Here is a 20,768-nt window from a genome sequence, read left to right as displayed (position 1 = left end):
CGCAGGCGCACGGCCACCGCGGCCGCGCGAGACGAGTGGCGGGCTGGACACCGGCACACGGTCGCCTAGGATTGCGGGCTGGAACCGTCCGGTTACGGAGAGGCACCTCGCGATGACCAGTGGTACGCCCACCCCCGTCACGGGCCCGGTCGACGTGCCGGCCGGCACCTTCGCCGTGGCGCCGGAGCTGGCCGAGGACGCGTTGCAGCAGATCAATGACCTCCAGGACGTCGTCGGCAGGCTCGTCCGGGAGGCGAAGGTGCTCGGCCGATCGGTGCCGCTCGGCGGTGGCTACGCCGGGGAGATCGGCGAGTTCATGGCCCGCTACGGCATCGACCCCGCGGGCGGGGCCGAACCGGCCTCGGGTGCGGTCTCGGACGCGCTCGTGGCGTTCGGCAGGGAGCTGGCGGATCTGCGATCCCGGATCACCACCGCGCTCGAGCAGTACCGCAGTCAGGACGAGCAGGCCGAGGGCGAGTTGAAGGGCGTCGATTGTCACGGCGGGTGAACCGGTGGTTAGGCCGGCCGCGCGGTACCGGAACGGGTGAGGGTGTACGCAGCGGTGGTGCGGTGAAGCTCCGCGCGGGGCTCGTGGCGGCGCTGTCCGGTGCGGCTCTGCTCGGGGTGTCGGCGTGCGGCGAGGCCGGCGGGGACGCGGCGGCGGGTGCAGGCGGTGCGTCGCCGGACACGCCGGTGGAGACCGGGCCGTCGGGAACGACGGCACCGTCCGCGAGCGCGGTGACGGCCGATCCGGATCCGTGTGCGTGGCTGACGCCCGCCGAGCGGTCGACGGCCGGGCTGACCGTGCCGGGGGAGCGGCGCACCGTCGGCTCGGTCCGCGCCTGCGACTACACCGAGCCGGGTGCCGGCGGCGTCACCGTCACGTTCGACACCACGTCCGCACTGGCCGAGCTGCAGCCGGAGGGGCAGACGACCCCGCTGCAGATCGCGGGGCGCGAGGCGCGGCGCGTCGCCGATCCCGCCGCCGACGACGGCACCTGCACGGTGCTGCTCGCCGCGGGGCCGGCCGCGTCGGTCCACATCGATGTCTCCACGGCGGACTTCCGCGGTACCAGCGAGTCCTGCGACCGTGCGTCGGCCGTGGCGGAGCTGATTGCACCCGATCTTCCCGGGAGGGCCGGATGAGCGAGCCGTCACCCAGCGAGCCGTCCCACGGCGGGTCACCACAGGGCGGTGCGGGCGCCGCCGGGGGAGAGGGCACCGCCGGCCCCGCACTCCCGGAACCGGGAGTGCGGTACGAGTGGTACAGCCACGAGCAGCTCAAGGACATCGTCGACAGCGGCAACGATCCCGAGTCCGCCGGTGAGATCGGCACGGGATGGCGGAGCCTCGGTCGCACGCTGCAGCAGGCGAGCGAGCAACTGGCCGGCACGGCCGCAGCCTCGGAGGAGGCGTGGCAGGGCGAGGCCGGCCAGGCGCTGCGGGCGGCGCTGGGCCGGGCCACCGCCTGGGCAGGACAGGCCGCGGCGACCGCCGGCACGCTGGGCGATGCCGTGTCGGCGCAGACGGGTGCGTCGGCGCACGCGCGGTCGGCGATGCCGGATCCGGTCTCGTACGACCCGGGCGCGATGATCCGTGACGCCATGGGCACCGGCGACCTGGCCGCCCTGGCCGGTCTGACCGACGTGATGGCGGAGCGTCGCGCCGAGGCCGAGGAGGCGCGGCGCCGGGCCATCGACGTGCTGCACGCGCGTGATCTCGCGCTGCGCGACGCGGCGCGGGTGCCCTCGTTCACGGTGCCGCCGTCGCTGAGCGGCCCGGCATGATCCGCCTCTCGGCATCGGCGTTCGACGTGCTCTGGTCGGACCTGGAACTCGGCGCGCCGCCGTCCGTGCTCGCCGTGCCGAGCGTGGGCCGCACCGAGGACGAACGCGCGAGCATCCGCCGAGATGTCTACGCCAACCTCGCCGACCGCGGTCTGTACCCCGGCGAACTGGACGAGGCGCTGCGCGGCCGGCTGGCCGGCATCGCTGCGGCGGCTGCGACGATCGAGTGCGAAGTGCTGTTCGACGCGGCCGACCCCGAACCACTCCGCGGACTGGTTGCGCAACTGCCCGACGGCAGGGGAGTGCTGGCCGTCCAGCCGAACCGCACCATCGGTCTCGACGCCGTCGCACGCGACCGCGCCTGTGCAGAGGCGGCGGCGATCCTGCCCGATGTCGAGGGCGGGCCAGGACACGGCGTGAGCCTGCCGTCGGCCACCCTCGACACGGCCGCCGATCCGGTCTACGAGGGCGGCACCGGTTCGCGCGCCCACGACCGCCAGGTGCGCGAGGTGCTGGCCATCCAGGCACGACCGGTGCTGTCGGCAGGACAGTTCTCCGTGTACCGCCGCGAGGCGACCCGGCTCGTCAGGCAGGGTGGCATCAGCTGGTTCCTCACCGACGTGGGCGCTTACACGGCCGTCGTCCGGCCCGGCCCCGCCGGCGATCCCTGGCTGACGGTGGCGCCCACCGGCCGTGAGCGCGTGGCGGCCCGTCTCGCCGACCTCCTCGCAGGGGAACAGATCACCGTCGCCGGGTCCCCTGCGGCACCCGGCCGCCGCTGACGGCGTTCGCGCCCACGGCCGCCCGCCCCGGACGCCGGCGACCATGGTTCCCCACCCCGCTCCCCACCGGTGGTCCCATCCACTCCGGGGGGGGGCTCCCCACGGTGCTCCCCACTTCGGGGACGACGGTTCCCCACTGTCACCCACCGGACCTGCCGAACGGCGAATTTCGCCCGCGAATCGGGCATAGCGGGCGTCTTGTGGGCGTCGGGAGGTCGACTACATCCCCCGGGGCGGCGATCTTCCCCCACCGTCCCCCACTGTAGAACCACGGCTGTGACCTGGGTGAACGCCACTGGTTCGATCCTGTTTCCCGGCTTTTCACGTTGACTGTGGGGAGAAGTGGGGTACGGTGGTGAGCAGTGGGGCGGAAGGGAGCTCCGTGGTCGATGCCGGCGGGTCCGACGGGACGGATTGCGGGCTCGGCAGGGGAGGTGGAGGCCGATGTTCCTCGGCACTCACACCCCGAAGCTGGACGACAAAGGGCGGTTGACGCTGCCCTCGAAGTTCCGGGAAGCGTTGGCTGGGGGTCTGATGATCACCAAAGGTCAGGACCACTGCCTCTACGTCTTCCCGCGAGCGGAGTTCGAACAGATGGCCAGGAAGGTCGCGGAGGCCCCGTTCACGAACGAATCGGTGCGGGCCTACCAGCGGTACCTGTTCGCGGGAACCGACGAACAGCGACCGGACAGCCAGGGTCGGATTCCGATCGCACCCGAGTTGCGGCGCTATGCCGGGCTCAACAAGGAATGCGTGGTGATCGGGGCGATCACCAGGCTGGAGATCTGGGATTCCGAGGCGTGGCAGTCCTATCTGGACGAGAACGAGGACAACTACGCCAAGGCGCAGGAGGAGATCCTGCCCGGTGTCTTCTGACGCGGGAAACCGGAGATCCGGTCATGGCGTGCTTCCCGAGTTGTCGGGGACGCGGGAAGCAACGAACGGACGACGTGGGCGCGGATGCCCTCAGGCTGCGGCCCTGATGCACCTTCCCCGGTATCAGGCCCGCAACCTGTAGGCATCCGCCCCGCGTCGGGGAGGACAGTCCCGGTGGGGCGGGACGGAAGGGGGCGCAGTGACCAGTGACTCCGCGCACCTGCCCGTGCTGCTGGACCGGGTCACCGCGCTGCTGACTCCCGCGGTGGCCGACCGCGACGCCGTTCTCGTCGACACGACACTCGGTCTCGGCGGCCACGCCGACGCCCTGCTGGCGGCACATCCACGGTTGCGGCTCATCGGTCTGGACCGGGACCCGAACGCACTCGAGCGCGCCCGGCAGCGGCTGGCGCGCCACGGGGACCGTGTCGAGTACGTCCACGCCGTGTACGACGCGCTGCCCGACGTCCTCGACGAGTTCGGCCTGTCGCATGTGGACGGCGTGCTCATGGACCTGGGTGTCTCGTCGATGCAACTCGACGTCGCCGACCGTGGCTTCGCCTACGCTCAGGACGCTCCGCTGGACATGCGCATGGACCAGACCACGGGTCTGCGTGCCGCCGATGTGCTCAACACGTACTCGGTCCCGGAGCTGTCCCGCATCCTGCGCGAGTACGGCGAGGAACGGTTCGCCCAGCGGATCGCCAAGGCGATCGTCGCCGAACGGGAGTCCGAGCCCTTCGACCGCAGTGAGCGGCTCGTCCGGTTGCTCTACGACGTCGTGCCCGCCGCCAGCAGGCGCACCGGCGGGCATCCGGCGAAGCGGACGTTCCAGGCCCTGCGTATCGAGGTGAACCAGGAGCTGGACGTGCTGCGTACCGCCGTGCCGGCCGCGCTCGACGCGCTCGGCGAAGGCGGTCGCATCGTCGTCGAGGCCTACCACTCGCTCGAGGACCGCATCGTCAAGCGGACCCTCGCCGACCGTGCCGCCTCGCGGACCCCGGAGGGACTGCCCGTCGAGCTTCCCGGCCACGGCCCCGAGTTCCGCCTGCTCACCCGCGGTGCCGAGAAGGCGGGCGAGCAGGAGATCGAGCACAACCCGCGTGCGGCGTCGGTACGTCTGCGCGCGGCCGAGCGGATTGGAGCGGCTGCCTCATGACTGCACCCGCACGTCCTCGTTCCCAGCCGGTCGAGCGGCCGCGGCAGAGTCCGCGGCGTGGCACGAGGCAGGCACCGGCTTCCGCTCCCGCGACCGGCTCGCCGCGCCGCCGCAGCTCTGCGGCAGAGCGCGCCTACGCTCGCCGGGCGCAGCGCGTCGAGGCGCTGCAGCGGCAGACCGAACGCAGCGAGACGCCCGAGCCGCGCAGGCTGCGCCTGCAGCTCCGGTGGCCGCGGTCCCGGGCGTCGTTCGTGCTGATGCTCATGGCGTTGATGGCCGTGGGAGTGGCGACGACGCTGTGGCTCTCGACCCAGGCGATCTCCGATTCGTACCGGCTCGAACAACTCCGCCAGAACAACGACTCGCTGGCCGAACGGTCCGAGGAACTCCAGCGTGCGGTCGCGTCGGCCGGTGCGCCGGCACAGCTCGCCGAACGGGCCGAGGCGCTTGGCATGGTCCCGGGCGGCGATCCGGCGCGGCTCGTCGTGGCCACCGACGGCGCGGTGCGCGTGGTCGGCGAGCCGAAGCGCGCGAACGGGCCCGCGCCGCAACAGCCCGCCGAGCACGGGAACGACGGCCGGGCCGCCGACGGTGGTGGCGGCCGGGATGGCGGCAACGCAGCCGACAACGACTCGCAGGGGAACGACTCGCAGGGGAACGACTCGGAGGGGAACGACTCGCGGGGGAACGACGCACGGGGCGGCGACGAACCGGACGACGACGCACCGGACGGGCAACGCGGCCAGCAGCGTGACCAGCAGGCCGGAGCCGACACGCGCGGTGACCGCGGCAGTGGCGACGACAGCTCCCGCAGCGGTGACACTGGGGACGCCGGCGCCGATGACCGGGCTGCCGAGTCCGACGGCCAGGAGACGGCCGACTGACTCCCCGCCCGTCGGCGCGGGCGGGGAGAGTGTGAGTGATCCGGAGGGGACCGATGCGACCGAAACGACCGGCTGGTGCGGGGGGCGCGAGCGGTAAGGCGCCGTCGCGGGGGCGCGGCCCGGTGGGACGGACGTACTCGGCGAAGGCTCGTCGCGCCGGGCAGGCCCCGGCCGACCGTGGTACGCGGAGCCGGTTCGTGGCGGGCCGGATCGCGCTCGCCGTGGTGCTCGTCGCCACCGGCGTCAAACTGGTCCACGTGCAGGGATTCCAGGCGGAGGCGTTGTCGGCGCGCGCCGAGCAGCAGCGCACCACCACGATCGACATCCCGGCCCAGCGCGGTTCCATTGTGGACCGCAACGGCGCGAAACTCGCGTTCAGCGTCGAGACGAGGACGCTGTGGGCGAACCTGCGGCTGATGCGCAAGAACTGGTCCGAGGCCGAGAAGAAGAACCCGGACTCGGACGAGAGCTTCGACACGCGGGTCGCCGAGATCGCGAAGTTCATCGCGCAGCAGGTGCCGGACAAGACGACCGAGTCCGAGCTGCTCGAGAAGTTCCGCGACAAGGATTCGAGCTTCACCTATCTCGTCGACGACGTGAAGCCGTCGGTCGCCGACGAGATCCAGGAGAAGTTCCCGGAGATCGGCTACGAGAAGCGCGCCCGCAGGGAGTATCCGGCAGGGAAAATCGGGTCGAACATCGTCGGCTTCGCCAACTGGCGGATGGAGGAGCCGGACCAGTCCAAACACAACATCGAAGGGCTCGCCGGGCTGGAGAGCGCGCGCAACAGCGTGCTGACGGGTGAGCCGGGCCGGCAGGTCGTGGACACGGCGCAGGGCACCGACGTGGTGATCCCGGGTACGGAGCGGGAGGTGCAACCGGCGGTTCCCGGGTCCGACCTCGAACTGACCCTCGACTCCGACGTGCAGTACAACCTGCAGCGGATGCTGTCGGACTACGTCGCGAAATCGCGCGCCGACGGCGGCAGCGCAGTGGTGCTGGATTCGAAGACCGGCGAGATCTACGGGTTGACGAGCGAGCAGACCCTCGACCCGGACAACCTCGACCCGGACCTCATGACGGAGGAGGCTGTCACGCAGCCGTTCGAACCGGGCTCGGTGAACAAGCTCGTCACGGCGGCGGGGGCGATCGAGGACGGTGTCACCGGCCCCCGGGACGTCCACCGGGTCCCCGGTTCGATGAAGGTCGCCGACCACACGGTGCGCGACGCGTGGGAACACGGCACGCAGCCGTTCACCACCACCGGCATCTTCGCCAAGTCGTCGAACGTCGGCACGCTGATGCTCGCCCAGGAGCTCGGCCCCGACCGGTACATGGACCTGATGAAGAAGTTCGGTCTCGGCCAGCGCACCGGTGCCGGCCTGCCGGGCGAGAGCCCCGGCTACATTCCGCCGCGCAACCAGTGGTCGGGCACCACGTTCGGCAACCTGCCGATCGGCCAGGGGCTGTCGATGACGGTGCTGCAGATGGCGGGGATGTACCAGGCGATCGCGAACGACGGCGTGCGCGTCCAACCGCGGGTCGTCGCCGCGACCCGCACGCCCGACGGCAGGCGCGTCGCCGAATCGAAGCCGGAGCGCACGCGCGTCGTGAGTGCGAAGACCGCCCGCGAGGTGCGCAACATGCTGCGGGCGACGACGCAGGACGGCGACCTCTACGACAGCGGCACGGCGCCGCAGGCCGCGATCGAGGGGTACCAGATCTCGGGCAAGACCGGCACGGGTCAGCAGGTCGACCCGAAGACGGGTGCCTACAGCAACGAGCTCTACAACATCACGTTCACCGGGATTCTGCCCGCCGACGACCCCCGTTTCGTCGTCGGCATCCGGCTCGACGCTCCGGACACGACGCTGCCCGCGGGCAGCTCGGCCGCGCCGCTGTTCAAGCAGATCTCGTCCTACCTGGCGCAGCGGTACGAGATCCCGCTGTCGGACAAGCAGGCGCCGGTCGTGCCGCTGATTCGGCGGCAGTGACCGTCGGCGGTGGCCCGCGGCCGTCGCGGTCCGAGACACCCCGGAGGGGCGGCCACGGGTCGCGGTGGCGGTGCCCCTTCCGGGAGCACCGCTGATCCGGACGTGGCGGCACGGCCCGAGAGTGGCGGCAGGACCCGGGGACGGTGATGTCCGCAGCGGACGGTGATGATCCGTCTGCGACGTCGGCGTGGCCGGGATCGTGCGGCGGCCGGGGACCGTGTGCGGCGACCGCGGACGGACGGCAGGCGGTGCCGGACCCGCCGGGTGGGGCGGGAGGAGGCACACATGTGGGAGGGGTGCTCACCGCGCGGTGAGCACCCCTCCCACATGGAACCGGCCGCTGACCTACTTGGCGTACAGCGAGTCGATGTCGCCCGCGTAGTTCTTGCTGACGACATTGCGCTTGAGCTTCATGCTCGGCGTGACCTCGCCGCCCGCCTCGGTGAAGTCCCGCGGCAGGATGCTGAACTTCTTGACAGCCTCGGCGTGTGAGACGAGCTTGTTCGCCTCGTCCACGGCGGCCTGCACGTCCGCACGCAGCTTCTCGTCCCCGGCCAGGTCGGCCACGGTGGCGTCGGCGGGCTTGCCGTTCTGCTCCTTCCACGTCGGGAAGAACTCCTCGTCGATGGTCACCAGCGCGCCGATGAACGGACGCTGGTCGCCGACCACCATCGCCTGGCTGATCAACGGGTGCGCCTTGAGCGCATCCTCCATCGTCGACGGGGCGACGTTCTTGCCGCCCGCCGTCACGATGATCTCCTTCTTCCTGCCGGTGATCTTGACGAAGCCCTCGTCGTCGACCTCGCCCAGATCACCGGTGTGGAACCAGCCGTCCTCGAGGGACTCGGCGGTGGCCTGTTCGTTGCGCCAGTACTCGCCGAACACCACACCACCGGAGAGCATGAGCTCACCGTCCTCGGCCACGCGCACGGAGGTGCCCGCGACCGGCCTGCCGACGGTGCCGACCTTGAAGGCATCGCGCGTGTTGACGCATGCGGCGGCGGTGGTCTCGGTCAGGCCGTAGCCTTCGAACACCGGCACCCCGATACCGCGGAAGAAGTGCGCGAGGCGCGTGCCTAGCGGGGCGCCGCCCGACACGGCCGCGATGCACCGCCCGCCCAGTGCCGCGTGCAGCTTGCTGTAGACGAGCTTGGCGAACACCGCGTGCTTGAGCTTGAGGCCCAGGCCGACCTTGCCGGCGTCGGTGGCCTGGCTGTAGGCGATCGCGGTCGCCTCGGCCGCGTCGAAGATCTTGCCCTTGCCCGCGGCGTGTGCCTTGAGCTTGGCCGAGTTGTAGACCTTCTCGAACACGCGCGGCACGGCGACCACGAACGTCGGCCGGAAGGCGCCGAGGTCGGAGACCAGATCCGTGGTGTCGGTGTGGCCGAGCGTGACGCGGGAGGTGAACGCGGTGATGGCGATGGCGCGCGCCAGGATGTGGGCGAGCGGCAGGAACAGCAGCAGCGAGTTGCCGGACTCCATCAGATCCGGGAACGCGTCGATGTCGGCCCGCACCTCGGAGAGCAGGTTCCGGTGGGTGAGGGTGACGCCCTTCGGCCTGCCCGTCGTGCCGGACGTGTAGCAGATCGTGGCGACGTCGTCGGCCCCCACGGAGCGGCGGCGGGTGTGGACGTCGTCGTCGGCGCGGTCGGCGCCGAGCGCGGTCAGCGCCTCGACCGCGGGGTCGCCGCCGTCGATCTGCCAGGCGTGGGCCAGCTCGGGCAGCCGGTCGCGGACCTCGCCGAGGGCGGCGGTGTGCTCGTCGGTCTCGACGATGACCGCCTTGGCGCCCGAGTCGGACAGGATCCAGTGGACCTGCTCGGCCGAGGACGTCTCGTAGATGGGCACGGTGACGCCGCCCGCGGCCCAGATCGCGAAGTCGAACAGGGTCCACTCGTAGCGGGTCTTCGACATCAGGCCGACCCGGTCGCCGCGCTCGATACCGGCGGCGATGAGGCCCTTGGCGGCGGAGAGCACTTCGGCGGCGAAGGTGCGCGCGGTGACGTCGCGCCACGACCCGTCGATCAGTCGACGGAAGCTCACGGTGTCGCCGAACCGCTCGGCGTTGGCCCAGACGACGTCGGAGGCGTTCTCGTCGTCGGCGATGGGCCGTAGTGCTGGGGCGCTGTATTCGCGCACGTCAACCTCCGCAGTGGGATTCCAAACAACGTTGTTACTCGCCGGTCAACTTAGCCGGTGCCGGTGCCGTTCACCATGGGTGGGTGTGCGCGTGTTGTGAGGCGCATACCATCTCGCAACCGTGACCGGATCCGAATCCGAGCCTGCGCTCGACATCGTCGACGAGACCTTCCTGACCGTGCCCCCGAGCACACTCGCCGCGGTCTTCGCGGACCCGGCGGCGTGGCGGCGGTACTGGCCCGACCTGGTCTTGGAAGTCTATACCGACCGCGGCGATCAGGGCTTGCGCTGGACCGTGCGGGGCGCGCTGGTCGGCACGATGGAGGTGTGGCTGGAACCCGTGCTCGACGGCACCCTGCTGCACTATTTCCTGCGCGCTACCCCCGTCACGGGTGAAGGCCAGCGCCTCTCCGGTGCGCTCCTGCGGCGCGAGTTCGACCGACGGGCGCGTGCGGCGAAGGCGATCGCGCTGGACCTGAAGGTGACGCTGGAGGACGGCCGCGCCGCCGGGATGCCGCCGCCGGCGGCGGTAGAATGATCACGTGCGGGTTCATGTGGTCTCCGACGTGCACGGCAACGCCGAGGCGCTGGCGCGCGCCGGGGACGGTGCCGATGCGCTCGTCGTGCTCGGTGACCTGATCGATTTCGTCGACTACCACGAGCACGGTGGCGGCATCCTCGGTTCGCTGTTCGGCGCCGAGCACGTCGCCACCTTCGCCACGCTGCGCCGCGAAGGCCGCAGGCGGGAGATGGTCGAGCTGTCGAAACGGCTGTGGGGAAGCCTGGACGACCCGCGGTCCGCGGTCGACGAGGCCGTGCGCGAGCAGTACACGCGACTGTTCGGCGTGCTGCCCGCGCCGACCTATGCGATCCCCGGCAACGTGGACGCCCCCGCGCTGTGGCCGGAGTTCGAGGCGCCCGGCCTGCACTTCGTCGACGGTGAGGTCTGCGACATCGGCGGGCTCCGGTTCGGGTTCGTCGGGGGTGCGGTGCTGCCGGAGGGTGCGGCGCCGCGGCGCGACCAGGCGTGGCGGCCCTACCTGCGCACGCGTGAGGAGTTCGACAAGGCCGTCGCCGGGTTGACCGGCGTGGACGTGCTGTGCAGTCACATCCCGCCCGCGCTGCCGGAACTGACCTACGACGTCGTCGCGCGGCGGGGTGAGCTCGGCTCGGAGGCGCTTGCCGACCTGATCGTGCGGGAGCGGCCCCGGTGGTCGCTGTTCGGCCACGTTCACCAGCCGCTGGCCGCTGCGAAGCGGGTCGGGGTGACCGAATGCCGCAACGTGGGACATTTCAAGCGCGACCCGCGGCCCTACGTGCTGCGATGGTGAAACACCGGACCGCTACGCTCTAGCGCCATGGCCGACCAGTCCACGCAGTCCATCGAGGTCGATGCCCCTCCGGAGCAGATCATGGCCGTCATCGCCGATCTGCCTGCCTATCCGGAGTGGGCCAAGGCGGTGCAGCATACCGAGGTGCTGGGCACCGACGAACGGGGCCGGGCCACGCAGGTGCGGTTCACGCTCGACTCGGGCCCGGTCAAGGACGTCTACACGCTCGAGTACGACTGGGCCGACGACGGGTTGTCGGTGAGCTGGCATCTGGTGAAAGGCCAGATGCAGAAGACCCAGAACGGCAGGTACGAGCTCGAACCGCTCGGCGGTGACCGCACCAAGGTCACGTACACGCTGGCCGTGGAGCTGGCGCTGCCGATGATCGGAATGCTGCGGCGCAAGGCCGAGAAAATGATCATGGACACTGCTCTGAAGGAACTGAAGAAGCGCGTCGAGGCCGAGGGCTAACGCGCGTGCGACTGCTGCTGCTGACCGGGAAGGGCGGTGTCGGCAAGACGACGCTGGCTGCCGCGACCGGTGCCGCACTGGCGGACCGCGGGGCCGCGACACTGGTCGTGTCGACCGACCCGGCACATTCGCTGGCCGATGCGTTCGCGGTGCCGCTCGGGCACGAGCCGGCGGCGGTGGCCGACGGGTTGTACGGCGCGCAGCTCGACGTCCGCGCTCTGGCCGACGGCGCGTGGGACGGCGTGCGCGAGCAGCTGCAGGCGGCGCTGGTGCGCGGCGGCGGACTGGACGGGCTCGCCGCCGAGGAGCTGAGCGTCGTTCCCGGGGTCGACGAGCTGCTGGCACTCGGCGAGGTGCAGCGGCTCGCCGGGACGCGGCAGTGGGACGCCGTCGTCGTCGACTGCGGCCCGACGGCCGAGACGTTGCGCCTGTTGGCGCTGCCCGAGGCCGTGTCGGGGTATCTGAGGCGTATGGCGGGTCCTGTGGCCAAGCGGTCCGGGCTGGCGCGGTCGATGGCCCGGCTGGCGGACCACACCCGGTCGCTGCGGGACCTGCTGACCGACCCTGTGCGCACGAGCGTGCGGCTGGTGTTCACGCCCGAGCGGGTCGTCGTCGCCGAGACGCGGCGGACGCTGACCTCGCTCGCCTTGCGCGGCATCCGCGTCGACGGGATGATCGCGAACCGCGTGATGCCCTCGCCGGGCTGGTGGCGCGGCGCAGCCGCCGCATGGGTACGGCAGCGCCGCCGGCAACAGGACGAGGTGCTGGCGGAGCTGGCCCGTTCCGGGCTGGGCGAGGCCGCGGAGCGGTTGCGCTCGGTCGAGTACCGCGCCGACGAACCGGTCGGGGTGGCCGCGCTGCGGGAGATCGCCACCGAGCTGTACGGCACGTCGGACCCGCTCGGGCAGGGCTCGACGGCCGACGGCTCCGCACCGACGGAGGCCGGCGGCCCGCTGTTGCAGATGTTCGAAGCCGGCGACGGCTATCGGCTCCGGGTGGCAGTGCCGCTCGCCCGGGACAGCGTCGTCGACCTGGCGCGGGTCGACGACGATCTCGCGATCACGGTCGACGGTGTGCGCAGGCTGATCGCGCTGCCGGAACCACTGCGCGCCTGCCGGATCACGGATGCCGAATCCGATCCCCGCGGCGTGCTCGTGCACCTGGAGGGAGCGGAATGAGCGGCACCGACGGGCCCGCGGGCCGCGCGGGGGAACCGGGAGCCGGGGCCGGGCCCACGGCCGACGGCGCGCGGCTGGCCGAGGAGATCCGGCTGCTGGTCGACCTCGTCACCGAGCGGGCCGAGCCGTGGCTGCGGAGCGTGTTCGCCGCGGGACACGGCCAGGGTGATCCGGGCTCGTGCGAGGCGCAGACCCCGTGGGGCGGCGCCTCGCAGCCGGGCTCGCACGAGAGCGCCGCGCACCCCGGCTCGCCGGCCGGTTCCGGGGCCGACGCCGCGGCGGAGGGTGACGGCGACCGGGCATCGGCGTGTTCGTGGTGCCCGCTCTGCGCCGTCATCGCGATCGTGCGGGGTGAGACGCCGGAGATCGCGGTGCGCGTGCTCGACCAGGCCGCTGCGCTCATCGCGCTGCTCCGCGCCGTGCTCGCCGACCGGTGGCAGCCGGACGAGGGGGTGCACATGCCCGGCTACCGTCCGTCGTCCCGGCCGGGGCCCGCCCCGGCGGGCTTCACCGCCACACCGGCGTCGGTGTTCGCCGAGCGGCCCGGCCGCGGTTCCGGCGGGAGCGGGCCCGCAGGCTCGTCGCGTCGGGTTCAGCGGGTGCCCGTACGCCCGCGTGAGAGTTGGGAACCGGGGGAGTAGCCCGTGGCCGCGATCGGAATCGACGTCGGCGGCACGAGCATCCGTGCCGGGGTCGTCGACGGGACCGGCGACGTGCTCGACACCGCGCGCACCGGTACCCCGCGCGACGAGACGGCCCTCGAGGAGGCGATCGCCGGTGTCGTGGCAGACCTGCGGAGCAGGCACGAGGTGGCCGCCGTGGGCCTGGCCGTCGCCGGATTCGTCGGGAGCGATCGCACGTCGGTGATGTTCGCCCCGCACCTGCCGTGGCGGACCGCCACGGTGGCCGAGCACATGAGTGCCCGGCTGGGACTGCCGGTGACCCTCGAACACGACGCCAACGCGGCGACGTTCGCCGAGTATCGCTTCGGAGCGGCGCGGGGCGCGTCGGTGGGCGTGTTCGTCGCGCTCGGCACCGGTATCGGCGCCGGCCTGCTGCTCGGCGGTGAACTGTTCCGCGGCGCGCACGGCGTGGCGCCCGAGCTGGGCCATCTGTGCCTCGTGCCGGGCGGACGGCAGTGCCCGTGCGGCAAGTCCGGCTGCTGGGAGCGGTACTGCAGCGGCACGGCCCTGGCCGCCACGGCGATCGAACTGCTGGCGACCCGGCCCGAGCACTCGACGGTGCTGGCGCGGGAGGCCGCCGGGGACCCGGGCGCCGTGACGGGCCGCCGTGTTGCCGGGGCCGCGCGGGACGGTGACCCCCTCGCGCGCAGAGCCATGGCCGAGCTCGCCCGGTGGCTCGGGGAAGGCCTGGCGCTCGTGGCCGACGTCTACGACCCGGAAGTCGTGGTCATCGGCGGGGGCGTATCGGCGTCGGCGCCGCTGTTCCTCGACGACGCGCGGGAGACGTACCTGCGCGCGGTGACGGGCGGGAAACACCGTCCGCACGCACGGATCCGGACGGCGCAACTGGGCGACGAGGCCGCCATCGTCGGCGCCGCCACGCTCGCGGCCGAGAGCGGCCGGGGAGTGGTCTGATCCTGTCGGCCACGGGCGTGTCGCGGGCCGGACACGCTAGATTCGAACGATGCTGGTCGGCAACGGGGACGGATTCGTCAGCTGCGACTGCGGACGGCGGCACTGGGGGCTGTTCGGAGCCGCCGGGCTGCTGCTGAGCGATCCGCGTCGCGGAGTGCTGCTGCAGCACCGCGCCGACTGGACGCACGAAGGCGGCCCGTGGGCGCTGCCGGGCGGCGCGGTGCAGCCGCAGGAGACGTCTGCCCAGGCAGCGGCCAGGGAGACCGAGGAGGAGACGGCCGTGTCCGGCGAGGCCTTCCGGGTGCTCGCCCAGCGCGCCGACGAACACGGCAGCTGGCGGTACACCACGGTCCTCGCGACGGCGGTCGGTGACGCGGCGCAGCCGCGTGTGACCAACGCCGAGAGCACGGCCCTGCGCTGGGTATCGCCCGCTGACGTCGCCGACTATCCGCTGCACAGCGGGTTCGCCGCGGCCTGGCCGGAGCTTCGCGGTCAGCTCGACCGGCGGCTCGTGCTGTTGGTCGACGCCGACACCGTGCTCGGCGCGCGCCCCGGCCGGCCGGGTGGCGAGGCCGGAGCGGTGCCGCGGCTGCGCGACCGGCTGACGGTACTCGCCGGCGTCGGCGTGGCCGCGGGCGATCTGGGCCTGGGCGACGTGGCCGGAGCTGCGCATTGGACGTGGTGGCCGCACGTGGTGCTGGTCGGCGACGGCCCGGCGGCGGGCGGCTCCGGTGCCGGTGTCGAGCTGGTGGACGCAGGCGGCACCGGTGACGGCGGGTTCCCGGCGGTCGTCCGTCGCGCGCGGGCCGCCGGGCCCGGCGATCATCTCGTCGCGGTCACGGCCGACGACCGGCGGCGGGGGAGTCTCGGCGCCGGTGCCACGGCGACCATGGCCCCGGACGCGCTGTGGCGACTGCTCGACGCCTGCACGCCCGAGTGAGGAGCCCGCCCACGACGATGGGTCAGACCTGGGCACCGTTGGTCGGGTCGGCTCCGTCCGGCGGGCCCTGCCTGACGCGCAACAGCAGCAGCGCGAGTCCCGCCGCGAGCGCGAGCATGCCGAGCGGCGTGGCCACCCCTCCGGACAGGCCGACGAGCGACGGGGCGATCAACAGCAGCATTCCGAGGACCAGCAGCACCAGTACGACCACCGCGCCCTTGCGCGGCTTCGGCAGCGGCGGCGGTTCGGGCGGGACGAAGTGGTCGTCGGGATCCTCGTCGCCGCCGGGCGCCGGGCCGAACATCGTCTCGTCCCAGGCGATCGGGCTGTCCCGCCACCCGTCACCGCGCGAGCCCGGGGCGGTCCCGGCCGGGCCGCCGTCGTCGTCACGGTCGTCGTCGCGGTCGTCGGCAGGACCCGGTCCGGGGCGCTCCGCCAGCGCGCCGCCGCGATCGCCCGCGGCCCCGCCCCGGTCGTCACGGTGGTCGCCGCCGGGTTCGTCGAAGCCCTGCGGATCGAACGCGTGCTCGTCGAAACCCTGCGCACGGAGATCCGCGACGATCTCCTCGAACGTCGCGTCGACGTTCTCCGGTCCGTCGGAGCCTGGTCTGCTCACTTGGTCCCCACCTGCCTGACCGCGGCCGCGAACGCGGTGCCGCGTTCGAAGAGAAGCGGCGCGTCGCCACCGAGGGTGGCGACGCGGAAGCCGTTGTGCAAGACGATGTCGGCGACCCATGCCGGATCGGTACCGACGCCGTCGGTCGCGCCGCGGGCGACACCGCGGCACCGCGACACCCCGGTTCGACTGTTCCCGGTGTGCCGGAACGGCTCGGAGCCGGCGAGCACGGGCATGCCGCAGGTCCCTCCCTCTGCACGGGTGATCGGGTGTCATCGTCGCACGGCGGCGCGGCGTGCGGGCGCGAAGCGTCGGCTCTCCCCGTGGGAGGGGAGGCCGACGCCTCGCCGCAGCGGTGTCCGGTGTGAGATACATGGTGGTTGCGGTCCCGCTGTTGTGGCGGTGCACACGGCGTTCGTACTGTGATCGCTTCGGTTGGGTGCGGAGATGAGGAGGCGCGGCCCGGTGCTGTATCGGCTGCTCAAACACGTGTTGCTCGGTCCGCTGCTGCGGCTGCTGTGGCCGACGAAGGTCACCGGCACGGAGAACATCCCGGCCGAGGGCGGCGCCATCATCGCGAGCAACCACCTCGCCGTGGCCGACTCGTTCTTCATGCCGGTGTACGTGTCCCGGCGGGTGACGTTCCCCGCCAAGCAGGAGTACTTCACTGCGCCCGGCATCAAGGGGCGGCTCAAGAAGTGGTTCTTCACCGCCTCCGGCCAGTTCCCGATCGACCGCTCGGGCGCCTCGGCGGCGCAGGCCGCGCTCGACACGGCCGTCCGGCTGCTCGACGAGGGGCGGCTGCTCGGGATCTACCCGGAGGGCACCCGCTCGCCCGACGGACGGTTGTACAAGGGCAAGACCGGCGTCGCGCGCATCGCGCTCGAGGCGCAGGCGCCTGTGATCCCCGTCGCCATGATCGGCACCGACAAGGTCAACCCCATCGGCTCGAAGATGTGGTGGCCGCGGCGGCTCGAGATCCGCTTCGGCAGGCCGCTCGACTTCTCGCGTTACGAGGGGCTCGCCGGTGACCGGTTCGTGGAGCGGTCGATCGCCGACGAGATCATGTACGCGCTCATGGAACTGTCCGGCCAGGAGTACGTCGACGTCTACGCCGCCAAGGCCAAGGAGGACCTCGGCGAGGCGGCGGTGCCGCTGCAGCCGCAGGCCGGCGAGGTCGGTGGGGTCGGCCGGTCCGGGGCCGATGTGGCCTCGTCCCGGATGCCGGAGAGTCGCGCGGGCTGAGTACTCGAAGCCCGCGCCTGTGCGACGGGGTGGACGGGCGGGTTGCACGCGTGCGGGCGGCCACGGGCGGGCGGACCGCGGTACGGTCACGGGTACCGCCGGACCGGCCCACACGCTCCGGCGGGGCGCCCGTTACGGTGCTGCGGTGCGATTCTTCTACGACACCGAATTCATCGAGGACGGCGTGACCATCGACCTGGTGTCGATCGGTGTGGTGGACGAATCCGGACGCAGCTTCTACGCGGTCTCGACCGAGTTCGACCCGGCCAAGGCGGGCAAGTGGGTGCGCGACAACGTGCTCGACAAGCTGCCGTCGCCCGCCGACAAGGCCTGGCGCAGTCGCGAACGGATCCGCGAGGACCTGCTCGAGTTCTTCGGCAAGCCGTCGGACGGCATCGAACTGTGGGCCTGGTACGCCGCCTACGACCACGTCGCACTGGCCCAGCTGTGGGGTGCGATGCCGAAGCTGCCGCGGCAGCTGCCCCGGTTCACCCGGGACCTGCGCCAGCGCTGGGAGGACGTCGGCAAGCCCGCGTTGCCCAAACAGCCGGCCGACGCCCACGACGCGCTCGCCGACGCGCAGCACAACCTGGAGCGATGGAAGATCATCGAACAGGTGCGCCGGAGCGCCGGGTTCACCGACTGACCGGGCGCGGCAGGCGATTCCGCCGCGCCCGGTCGGCCAGCTCGGCCGCGCGGGACCGTCAGCCCCGGCGGGCGCGTACCGCCGCGGCGAGGTCGTCGAGCAGCGACGCCGTCGTGGTCCAGTCCAGACACGCGTCGGTGATGCTGCGGCCGTAGTCCAGGTCCGCCGCGCGCCCGAGGGTGAGATCCTGCCTGCCGTCGGCGAGGAAGCTCTCCAGCATGAGGCCGGAGATCCCGGGCTCGCCCGCGCCGATGCGTTCGGCCAGCTCCGTCACGACCCCGGCCTGGCGGACGTGGTCCTTACCGCTGTTGCCGTGGCTGGCGTCCACGACGACGCGTTCGGGCAGGTCCGCCTTTCGCAACCGGGCAAGCGTGTCGGCGACCGTGCCGGAGTCGTGGTTCGGGCCCGCGCTGCCGCCGCGGAGGATGACGTGGCAGTCCTCGTTGCCCGCCGTGGTCAGCAGCGCGGACACGCCGTCGGTGGTGATTCCGGGGAAGACGTGGCTCCCCGCGGCGGCGCGGGTGGCGTCGACCGCGACCTGCACGTCGCCTTCCGTGGAGTTCTTGATCCCCACCGGCATCGACAGTCCGCTGCAGAGCTGGCGGTGCACCTGGCTGGCCGCGGTGCGCGCGCCGATGGAACCCCACGTCACGATGTCGGCGATGTACTGCGGAATGATCGGGTCGAGGAACTCGCAGCCGACCGGAAGGCCGAGCGCGGAGACGTCGAGCAGCAACTGGCGCGCGAGGCGCAGGCCCTTGTTGACGGCGAAGCGGCCGTCGAGGTCGGGATCGTTGATCAGGCCCTTCCACCCGAGTGTGGTGCGGGGCTTCTCGAAGTACACGCGCATCACGATGTGCAGCTCGCCGCGGACCTTCTCGGCGTGGGCCGCGAGCTTCCGGGCGTAGTCGAGTGCGGCCTCGGGGTCGTGGACCGAGCACGGTCCGGCGACGACCAGCAGCCGGTCGTCGCGGCCGGACAGGATGTCCACGGCGGCCTCGCGGCCCGCGGTGACGGTGCGGGCGACGGTGTCGTCGACGGGGTGTTCCTGGCGCAGCAGCGCGGGCGACATCAGCGGGCTGACATGGGTGATGCGGTGATCGTCCAGGCGGGTGCCCGCAGGGGATGCCGCGGTGGGATCGGGGGATTCCGTGGTCGGCAGAGTGGCCATCGGGGTGACTTCCTTTCCGCAAGCCGCCCCGGGCAACACCGAGCCGGCTCGTCGTCCGGCTCGAAGTGGTTGTGGGTCAGCGCACGGTCACGCCGACCGGCCCACTCCGGGCCGGCCAGGTAAACCAGTAATAGCGCTGCATGCCCTGGACCGTAGCAGAGGCTTACCTAGCTTCATCGGTCCAGTGACCTTTGTCTAAGCCGATGGGGGCCTTGTCGATTCCGATGGGCCGCTGTCTACTCCGCTGAGGCCAGTGTCTACTCCGATGGGGTCATGCGTGGCCGGCGCGATCCGATCACCAGAGCAGGAGGGCGGCGACGGTGTCTCCCAGCGCGGCGGCCGGGGCGGCGATGCACGCCAGGAAGCCGCGGTGCCGCCACCGCGGGGGCAGTCGTCCCGTGCGCATTCCCGCGTGGACGGCGACGGCCACGCAGGAGAGGACGACGAGGATCCCGCCGGCGATCATCGGAAGGTTCGGGCCGGAGCACGAGACCGAGTCAGCCGTGCAGGCGCGGAACGGCACGCCCCGTCCGCTCCCGTCCCACGATTCCATGGCCAGCAGGGCAGCCAGGAGGGCGAGACCGTGCAGCGGGGTGAGTACGAGCATGACGGCGGCTGTCGCCGCACGTCCTGTCGCGCGCCGCTCGACCGGGCCGCCGGGTGGGCCCGCAAGGCCGGGCAGATGTCCCGCGCGCGAAGAATCCGGCATGTCGGAAAGATCGACACGGAAGCCGCGTCTGTTATCCGCCGCCGCGGTGAGCAGCCGAATCCGCCGCGCACGCCCCGCCGACTCCCGCCGTCCGCTGCACCGATCCAGTGATGTGTGTCTATCCTGGGCGCACACAGTGACGTGCGAACTGCGGAGGGTGGAACTCGATGCGCGTGGGTGTCCTGACCGGTGGCGGCGACTGTCCCGGGCTGAACGCGGTGATCCGCGCGGTGACCCTGAAGGGCATCGGTGAACGGGGCTGGGACGTCGTCGGATTCCGCAACGGCTGGCACGGCCCGCTCACCGGATCATTGCGCCCGCTCAGTCCCGACGACGTCGAACCGATCCTCACCCGCGGCGGCACGATCCTGGGCTCGTCGCGTACCAATCCGTACGCCGAGGGCGGCGGGACGGAGCGGATCCTGGAGGTCCTGGCCGCCGAGCACGTCGACGCGCTGATCGCCATCGGTGGCGAGGACACGCTCGGCGTGGCGGAACGGCTGTGCCGGGAAGGCGTGAACGTGGTCGGCGTCCCGAAGACGATCGACAACGACCTCGGCGCCACCGATTACACGTTCGGCTTCGACACCGCGGTGCACATCGCCACCGAGGCGATCGACCGGCTCCACACCACGGCGGAATCGCACCACCGGGCCCTGGTCGTCGAGGTGATGGGCAGGCACGCCGGGTGGATCGCGCTGCACTCCGGCATTGCGGGCGGGGCGAGCGTCATCCTCGTGCCGGAACGGCCGTTCTCGATCGAGCAGGTGTCGGGCTGGGTCCAGTCGCGGTTCGAACGCGAGTACGCACCGATCGTCGTGGTCTCCGAGGGGGCGCAGCCCGACGGTGGGGCCGAGGTGCTCCAGACCGGCGAGAAGGATGCGTTCGGACACGTGCGGCTCGGCGGAGTGGGCCAGTGGCTCGCCGACGAGCTCGCGCGGCGGACCGGCAAGGAATCGCGCGCGGTCGTCCTCGGCCACACCCAGCGCGGCGGCACGCCGACCGCCTACGACCGCGTGCTCGCCACGCGATTCGGCCTGCACGCCGTGGACGCGGTCGCCGACGGGGACTTCGGGACGATGACGGCCCTGCGTGGCACGGACATCGTCCGCGTGCCGCTCGCCGAGGCCACCGCCGAGCTGAAGACGGTGCCCGCCGAGCGCTACGCCGAGGCCGAGGTCTTCTTCGGCTGATCGCGAGGATTCCTCCCGCGGCCGGTTCGGCCCGGTTGGGCGCCGGTTG

23 protein-coding genes are annotated in these 20,768 nt (G+C 72.1%); 18 read left to right on the top strand and 5 right to left on the bottom strand.

From position 1 onward, the window contains the following. Positions 1 to 112 precede the first annotated feature (112 nt). The 8 genes from FB384_RS19695 (at position 113) to FB384_RS19660 (ending at position 7,482) form a co-directional block, all read left to right on the top strand. Positions 113 to 508, top strand: coding sequence for a hypothetical protein (locus FB384_RS19695; protein ID WP_183786197.1), 396 nt, complete (start codon positions 113 to 115; stop codon positions 506 to 508). 62 nt (positions 509 to 570) lie between these two features. After that, positions 571 to 1,146 carry a DUF3558 domain-containing protein gene (locus tag FB384_RS19690; protein ID WP_258935934.1) on the top strand — a complete coding sequence of 192 codons (576 nt, stop codon included), beginning with the start codon at positions 571 to 573 and terminating at the stop codon, positions 1,144 to 1,146. Further along, positions 1,143 to 1,787, top strand: coding sequence for a PE-PGRS family protein (locus FB384_RS19685; protein WP_183786195.1), 645 nt, complete (start codon positions 1,143 to 1,145; stop codon positions 1,785 to 1,787). Before FB384_RS19690 ends, FB384_RS19685 begins: the two co-directional genes overlap by 4 nt. After that, positions 1,784 to 2,569, top strand: coding sequence for an ESX secretion-associated protein EspG (locus tag FB384_RS19680; RefSeq protein ID WP_183786193.1), 786 nt, complete (start codon positions 1,784 to 1,786; stop codon positions 2,567 to 2,569). The genes FB384_RS19685 and FB384_RS19680 overlap by 4 nt, the downstream gene beginning before the upstream one ends. Positions 2,570 to 3,013: 444 nt before the next feature. Further along, positions 3,014 to 3,445 (top strand): division/cell wall cluster transcriptional repressor MraZ, encoded by a 432-nt coding sequence (gene mraZ / locus FB384_RS19675; protein WP_183652950.1) that lies wholly within the window; start codon positions 3,014 to 3,016, stop codon positions 3,443 to 3,445. Positions 3,446 to 3,644: 199 nt separating this feature from the next. Beyond that, positions 3,645 to 4,604 carry a 16S rRNA (cytosine(1402)-N(4))-methyltransferase RsmH gene (gene rsmH, locus FB384_RS19670; RefSeq protein WP_183786191.1) on the top strand — a complete coding sequence of 320 codons (960 nt, stop codon included), beginning with the start codon at positions 3,645 to 3,647 and terminating at the stop codon, positions 4,602 to 4,604. Continuing rightward, complete coding sequence (locus FB384_RS27540) at positions 4,601 to 5,488, top strand: hypothetical protein (RefSeq protein ID WP_183786188.1); 888 nt, start codon at positions 4,601 to 4,603, stop codon at positions 5,486 to 5,488. Before rsmH ends, FB384_RS27540 begins: the two co-directional genes overlap by 4 nt. 53 nt (positions 5,489 to 5,541) lie before the next feature. Then, positions 5,542 to 7,482 (top strand): peptidoglycan D,D-transpeptidase FtsI family protein, encoded by a 1,941-nt coding sequence (locus FB384_RS19660; RefSeq protein WP_183786186.1) that lies wholly within the window; start codon positions 5,542 to 5,544, stop codon positions 7,480 to 7,482. A 345-nt stretch (positions 7,483 to 7,827) separates the two neighbouring features. Here the strand turns inward: FB384_RS19660 and FB384_RS19655 are convergent, their stop codons facing one another. Continuing rightward, positions 7,828 to 9,621, bottom strand: a complete 1,794-nt coding sequence (locus FB384_RS19655; protein ID WP_183786184.1) for an AMP-dependent synthetase/ligase — start codon at positions 9,619 to 9,621, stop codon at positions 7,828 to 7,830. 121 nt (positions 9,622 to 9,742) lie between these two features. Between FB384_RS19655 and FB384_RS19650 the strand changes: the two genes are divergently transcribed. The 7 genes from FB384_RS19650 to FB384_RS19620 are packed head-to-tail and all read left to right on the top strand — an operon-like array spanning position 9,743 to position 15,139. After that, positions 9,743 to 10,159 carry a polyketide cyclase / dehydrase and lipid transport gene (locus FB384_RS19650; protein WP_183786182.1) on the top strand — a complete coding sequence of 139 codons (417 nt, stop codon included), beginning with the start codon at positions 9,743 to 9,745 and terminating at the stop codon, positions 10,157 to 10,159. 4 nt (positions 10,160 to 10,163) lie between these two features. Beyond that, positions 10,164 to 10,952 (top strand): metallophosphoesterase family protein, encoded by a 789-nt coding sequence (locus FB384_RS19645; protein ID WP_183786180.1) that lies wholly within the window; start codon positions 10,164 to 10,166, stop codon positions 10,950 to 10,952. Between the two features lie 27 nt (positions 10,953 to 10,979). Beyond that, positions 10,980 to 11,423, top strand: a complete 444-nt coding sequence (locus tag FB384_RS19640) for an SRPBCC family protein (protein ID WP_183786178.1) — start codon at positions 10,980 to 10,982, stop codon at positions 11,421 to 11,423. A 5-nt stretch (positions 11,424 to 11,428) separates the two neighbouring features. Further along, positions 11,429 to 12,601, top strand: a complete 1,173-nt coding sequence (locus FB384_RS19635; protein WP_183786176.1) for an ArsA family ATPase — start codon at positions 11,429 to 11,431, stop codon at positions 12,599 to 12,601. Next, positions 12,598 to 13,242, top strand: coding sequence for a hypothetical protein (locus tag FB384_RS19630; RefSeq protein ID WP_228726486.1), 645 nt, complete (start codon positions 12,598 to 12,600; stop codon positions 13,240 to 13,242). The genes FB384_RS19635 and FB384_RS19630 overlap by 4 nt, the downstream gene beginning before the upstream one ends. A gap of 18 nt (positions 13,243 to 13,260) precedes the next feature. Further along, positions 13,261 to 14,199, top strand: coding sequence for an ROK family protein (locus FB384_RS19625; protein WP_183786414.1), 939 nt, complete (start codon positions 13,261 to 13,263; stop codon positions 14,197 to 14,199). 49 nt (positions 14,200 to 14,248) lie between these two features. Further along, a complete protein-coding gene (locus FB384_RS19620) occupies positions 14,249 to 15,139 on the top strand; it encodes an NUDIX domain-containing protein (protein ID WP_183786174.1) in 891 nt (296 codons plus the stop codon). 22 nt (positions 15,140 to 15,161) lie between these two features. Here the strand turns inward: FB384_RS19620 and FB384_RS19615 are convergent, their stop codons facing one another. Then, entirely contained in the window at positions 15,162 to 15,755 is a 594-nt protein-coding gene (locus FB384_RS19615; protein ID WP_183786172.1) for a hypothetical protein, read from the bottom strand. Continuing rightward, positions 15,752 to 15,991, bottom strand: a complete 240-nt coding sequence (locus tag FB384_RS19610; protein ID WP_183786170.1) for a hypothetical protein — start codon at positions 15,989 to 15,991, stop codon at positions 15,752 to 15,754. The genes FB384_RS19615 and FB384_RS19610 overlap by 4 nt, the downstream gene beginning before the upstream one ends. A 229-nt stretch (positions 15,992 to 16,220) precedes the next feature. On the opposite strand from FB384_RS19610, the gene FB384_RS19605 reads away from it, so the two are divergent. Both FB384_RS19605 and FB384_RS19600 read left to right on the top strand, forming a co-directional pair. Continuing rightward, positions 16,221 to 17,000: a lysophospholipid acyltransferase family protein gene (locus FB384_RS19605; protein ID WP_183786413.1), complete on the top strand. Its 780-nt coding sequence runs from the start codon at positions 16,221 to 16,223 to the stop codon at positions 16,998 to 17,000. Between the two features lie 145 nt (positions 17,001 to 17,145). Then, positions 17,146 to 17,646 carry a polyadenylate-specific 3'-exoribonuclease AS gene (locus FB384_RS19600; RefSeq protein WP_183786168.1) on the top strand — a complete coding sequence of 167 codons (501 nt, stop codon included), beginning with the start codon at positions 17,146 to 17,148 and terminating at the stop codon, positions 17,644 to 17,646. Between the two features lie 58 nt (positions 17,647 to 17,704). On the opposite strand, the gene FB384_RS19595 is transcribed toward FB384_RS19600, so the two are convergent. Then, positions 17,705 to 18,817 carry a 3-deoxy-7-phosphoheptulonate synthase gene (locus FB384_RS19595; RefSeq protein ID WP_183786166.1) on the bottom strand — a complete coding sequence of 371 codons (1,113 nt, stop codon included), beginning with the start codon at positions 18,815 to 18,817 and terminating at the stop codon, positions 17,705 to 17,707. Between the two features lie 295 nt (positions 18,818 to 19,112). Then, positions 19,113 to 19,526 (bottom strand): hypothetical protein, encoded by a 414-nt coding sequence (locus FB384_RS19590; protein ID WP_183786164.1) that lies wholly within the window; start codon positions 19,524 to 19,526, stop codon positions 19,113 to 19,115. Positions 19,527 to 19,693: 167 nt separating this feature from the next. Here FB384_RS19590 and FB384_RS19585 point away from each other — a divergent pair, with 167 nt between their 5' ends. After that, positions 19,694 to 20,719, top strand: a complete 1,026-nt coding sequence (locus tag FB384_RS19585) for a 6-phosphofructokinase (protein WP_183786162.1) — start codon at positions 19,694 to 19,696, stop codon at positions 20,717 to 20,719. The last annotated feature ends 49 nt before the right edge of the window (positions 20,720 to 20,768 follow it).

Origin of the sequence: Prauserella sediminis, assembly GCF_014195435.1 — a bacterium.
GTDB classification, from domain to species: Bacteria; Actinomycetota; Actinomycetes; order Mycobacteriales; family Pseudonocardiaceae; genus Prauserella; species Prauserella salsuginis.
The sequence above is the reverse complement of the archived record's forward strand: the minus strand, read 5'-3'. Positions and strand labels throughout refer to the sequence as shown.

What these genes read in the sequence shown, in the direction of transcription:
- FB384_RS19695 (WP_183786197.1), top strand. Translation starts at nt 113, where the DNA reads ATGACCAGTGGTACGCCCACCCCCGTCACGGGCCCGGTCGACGTGCCG.
- FB384_RS19685 (WP_183786195.1), top strand. Translation starts at nt 1,143, where the DNA reads ATGAGCGAGCCGTCACCCAGCGAGCCGTCCCACGGCGGGTCACCACAG.
- FB384_RS19680 (WP_183786193.1), top strand. Translation starts at nt 1,784, where the DNA reads ATGATCCGCCTCTCGGCATCGGCGTTCGACGTGCTCTGGTCGGACCTG.
- mraZ (WP_183652950.1), top strand. Translation starts at nt 3,014, where the DNA reads ATGTTCCTCGGCACTCACACCCCGAAGCTGGACGACAAAGGGCGGTTG.
- FB384_RS27540 (WP_183786188.1), top strand. Translation starts at nt 4,601, where the DNA reads ATGACTGCACCCGCACGTCCTCGTTCCCAGCCGGTCGAGCGGCCGCGG.
- FB384_RS19660 (WP_183786186.1), top strand. Translation starts at nt 5,542, where the DNA reads ATGCGACCGAAACGACCGGCTGGTGCGGGGGGCGCGAGCGGTAAGGCG.
- FB384_RS19640 (WP_183786178.1), top strand. Translation starts at nt 10,980, where the DNA reads ATGGCCGACCAGTCCACGCAGTCCATCGAGGTCGATGCCCCTCCGGAG.
- FB384_RS19630 (WP_228726486.1), top strand. Translation starts at nt 12,598, where the DNA reads ATGAGCGGCACCGACGGGCCCGCGGGCCGCGCGGGGGAACCGGGAGCC.
- FB384_RS19620 (WP_183786174.1), top strand. Translation starts at nt 14,249, where the DNA reads ATGCTGGTCGGCAACGGGGACGGATTCGTCAGCTGCGACTGCGGACGG.
- FB384_RS19610 (WP_183786170.1), bottom strand. Translation starts at nt 15,991, where the DNA reads ATGCCCGTGCTCGCCGGCTCCGAGCCGTTCCGGCACACCGGGAACAGT.
- FB384_RS19595 (WP_183786166.1), bottom strand. Translation starts at nt 18,817, where the DNA reads ATGGCCACTCTGCCGACCACGGAATCCCCCGATCCCACCGCGGCATCC.
- FB384_RS19590 (WP_183786164.1), bottom strand. Translation starts at nt 19,526, where the DNA reads ATGCCGGATTCTTCGCGCGCGGGACATCTGCCCGGCCTTGCGGGCCCA.
- FB384_RS19585 (WP_183786162.1), top strand. Translation starts at nt 19,694, where the DNA reads ATGCGCGTGGGTGTCCTGACCGGTGGCGGCGACTGTCCCGGGCTGAAC.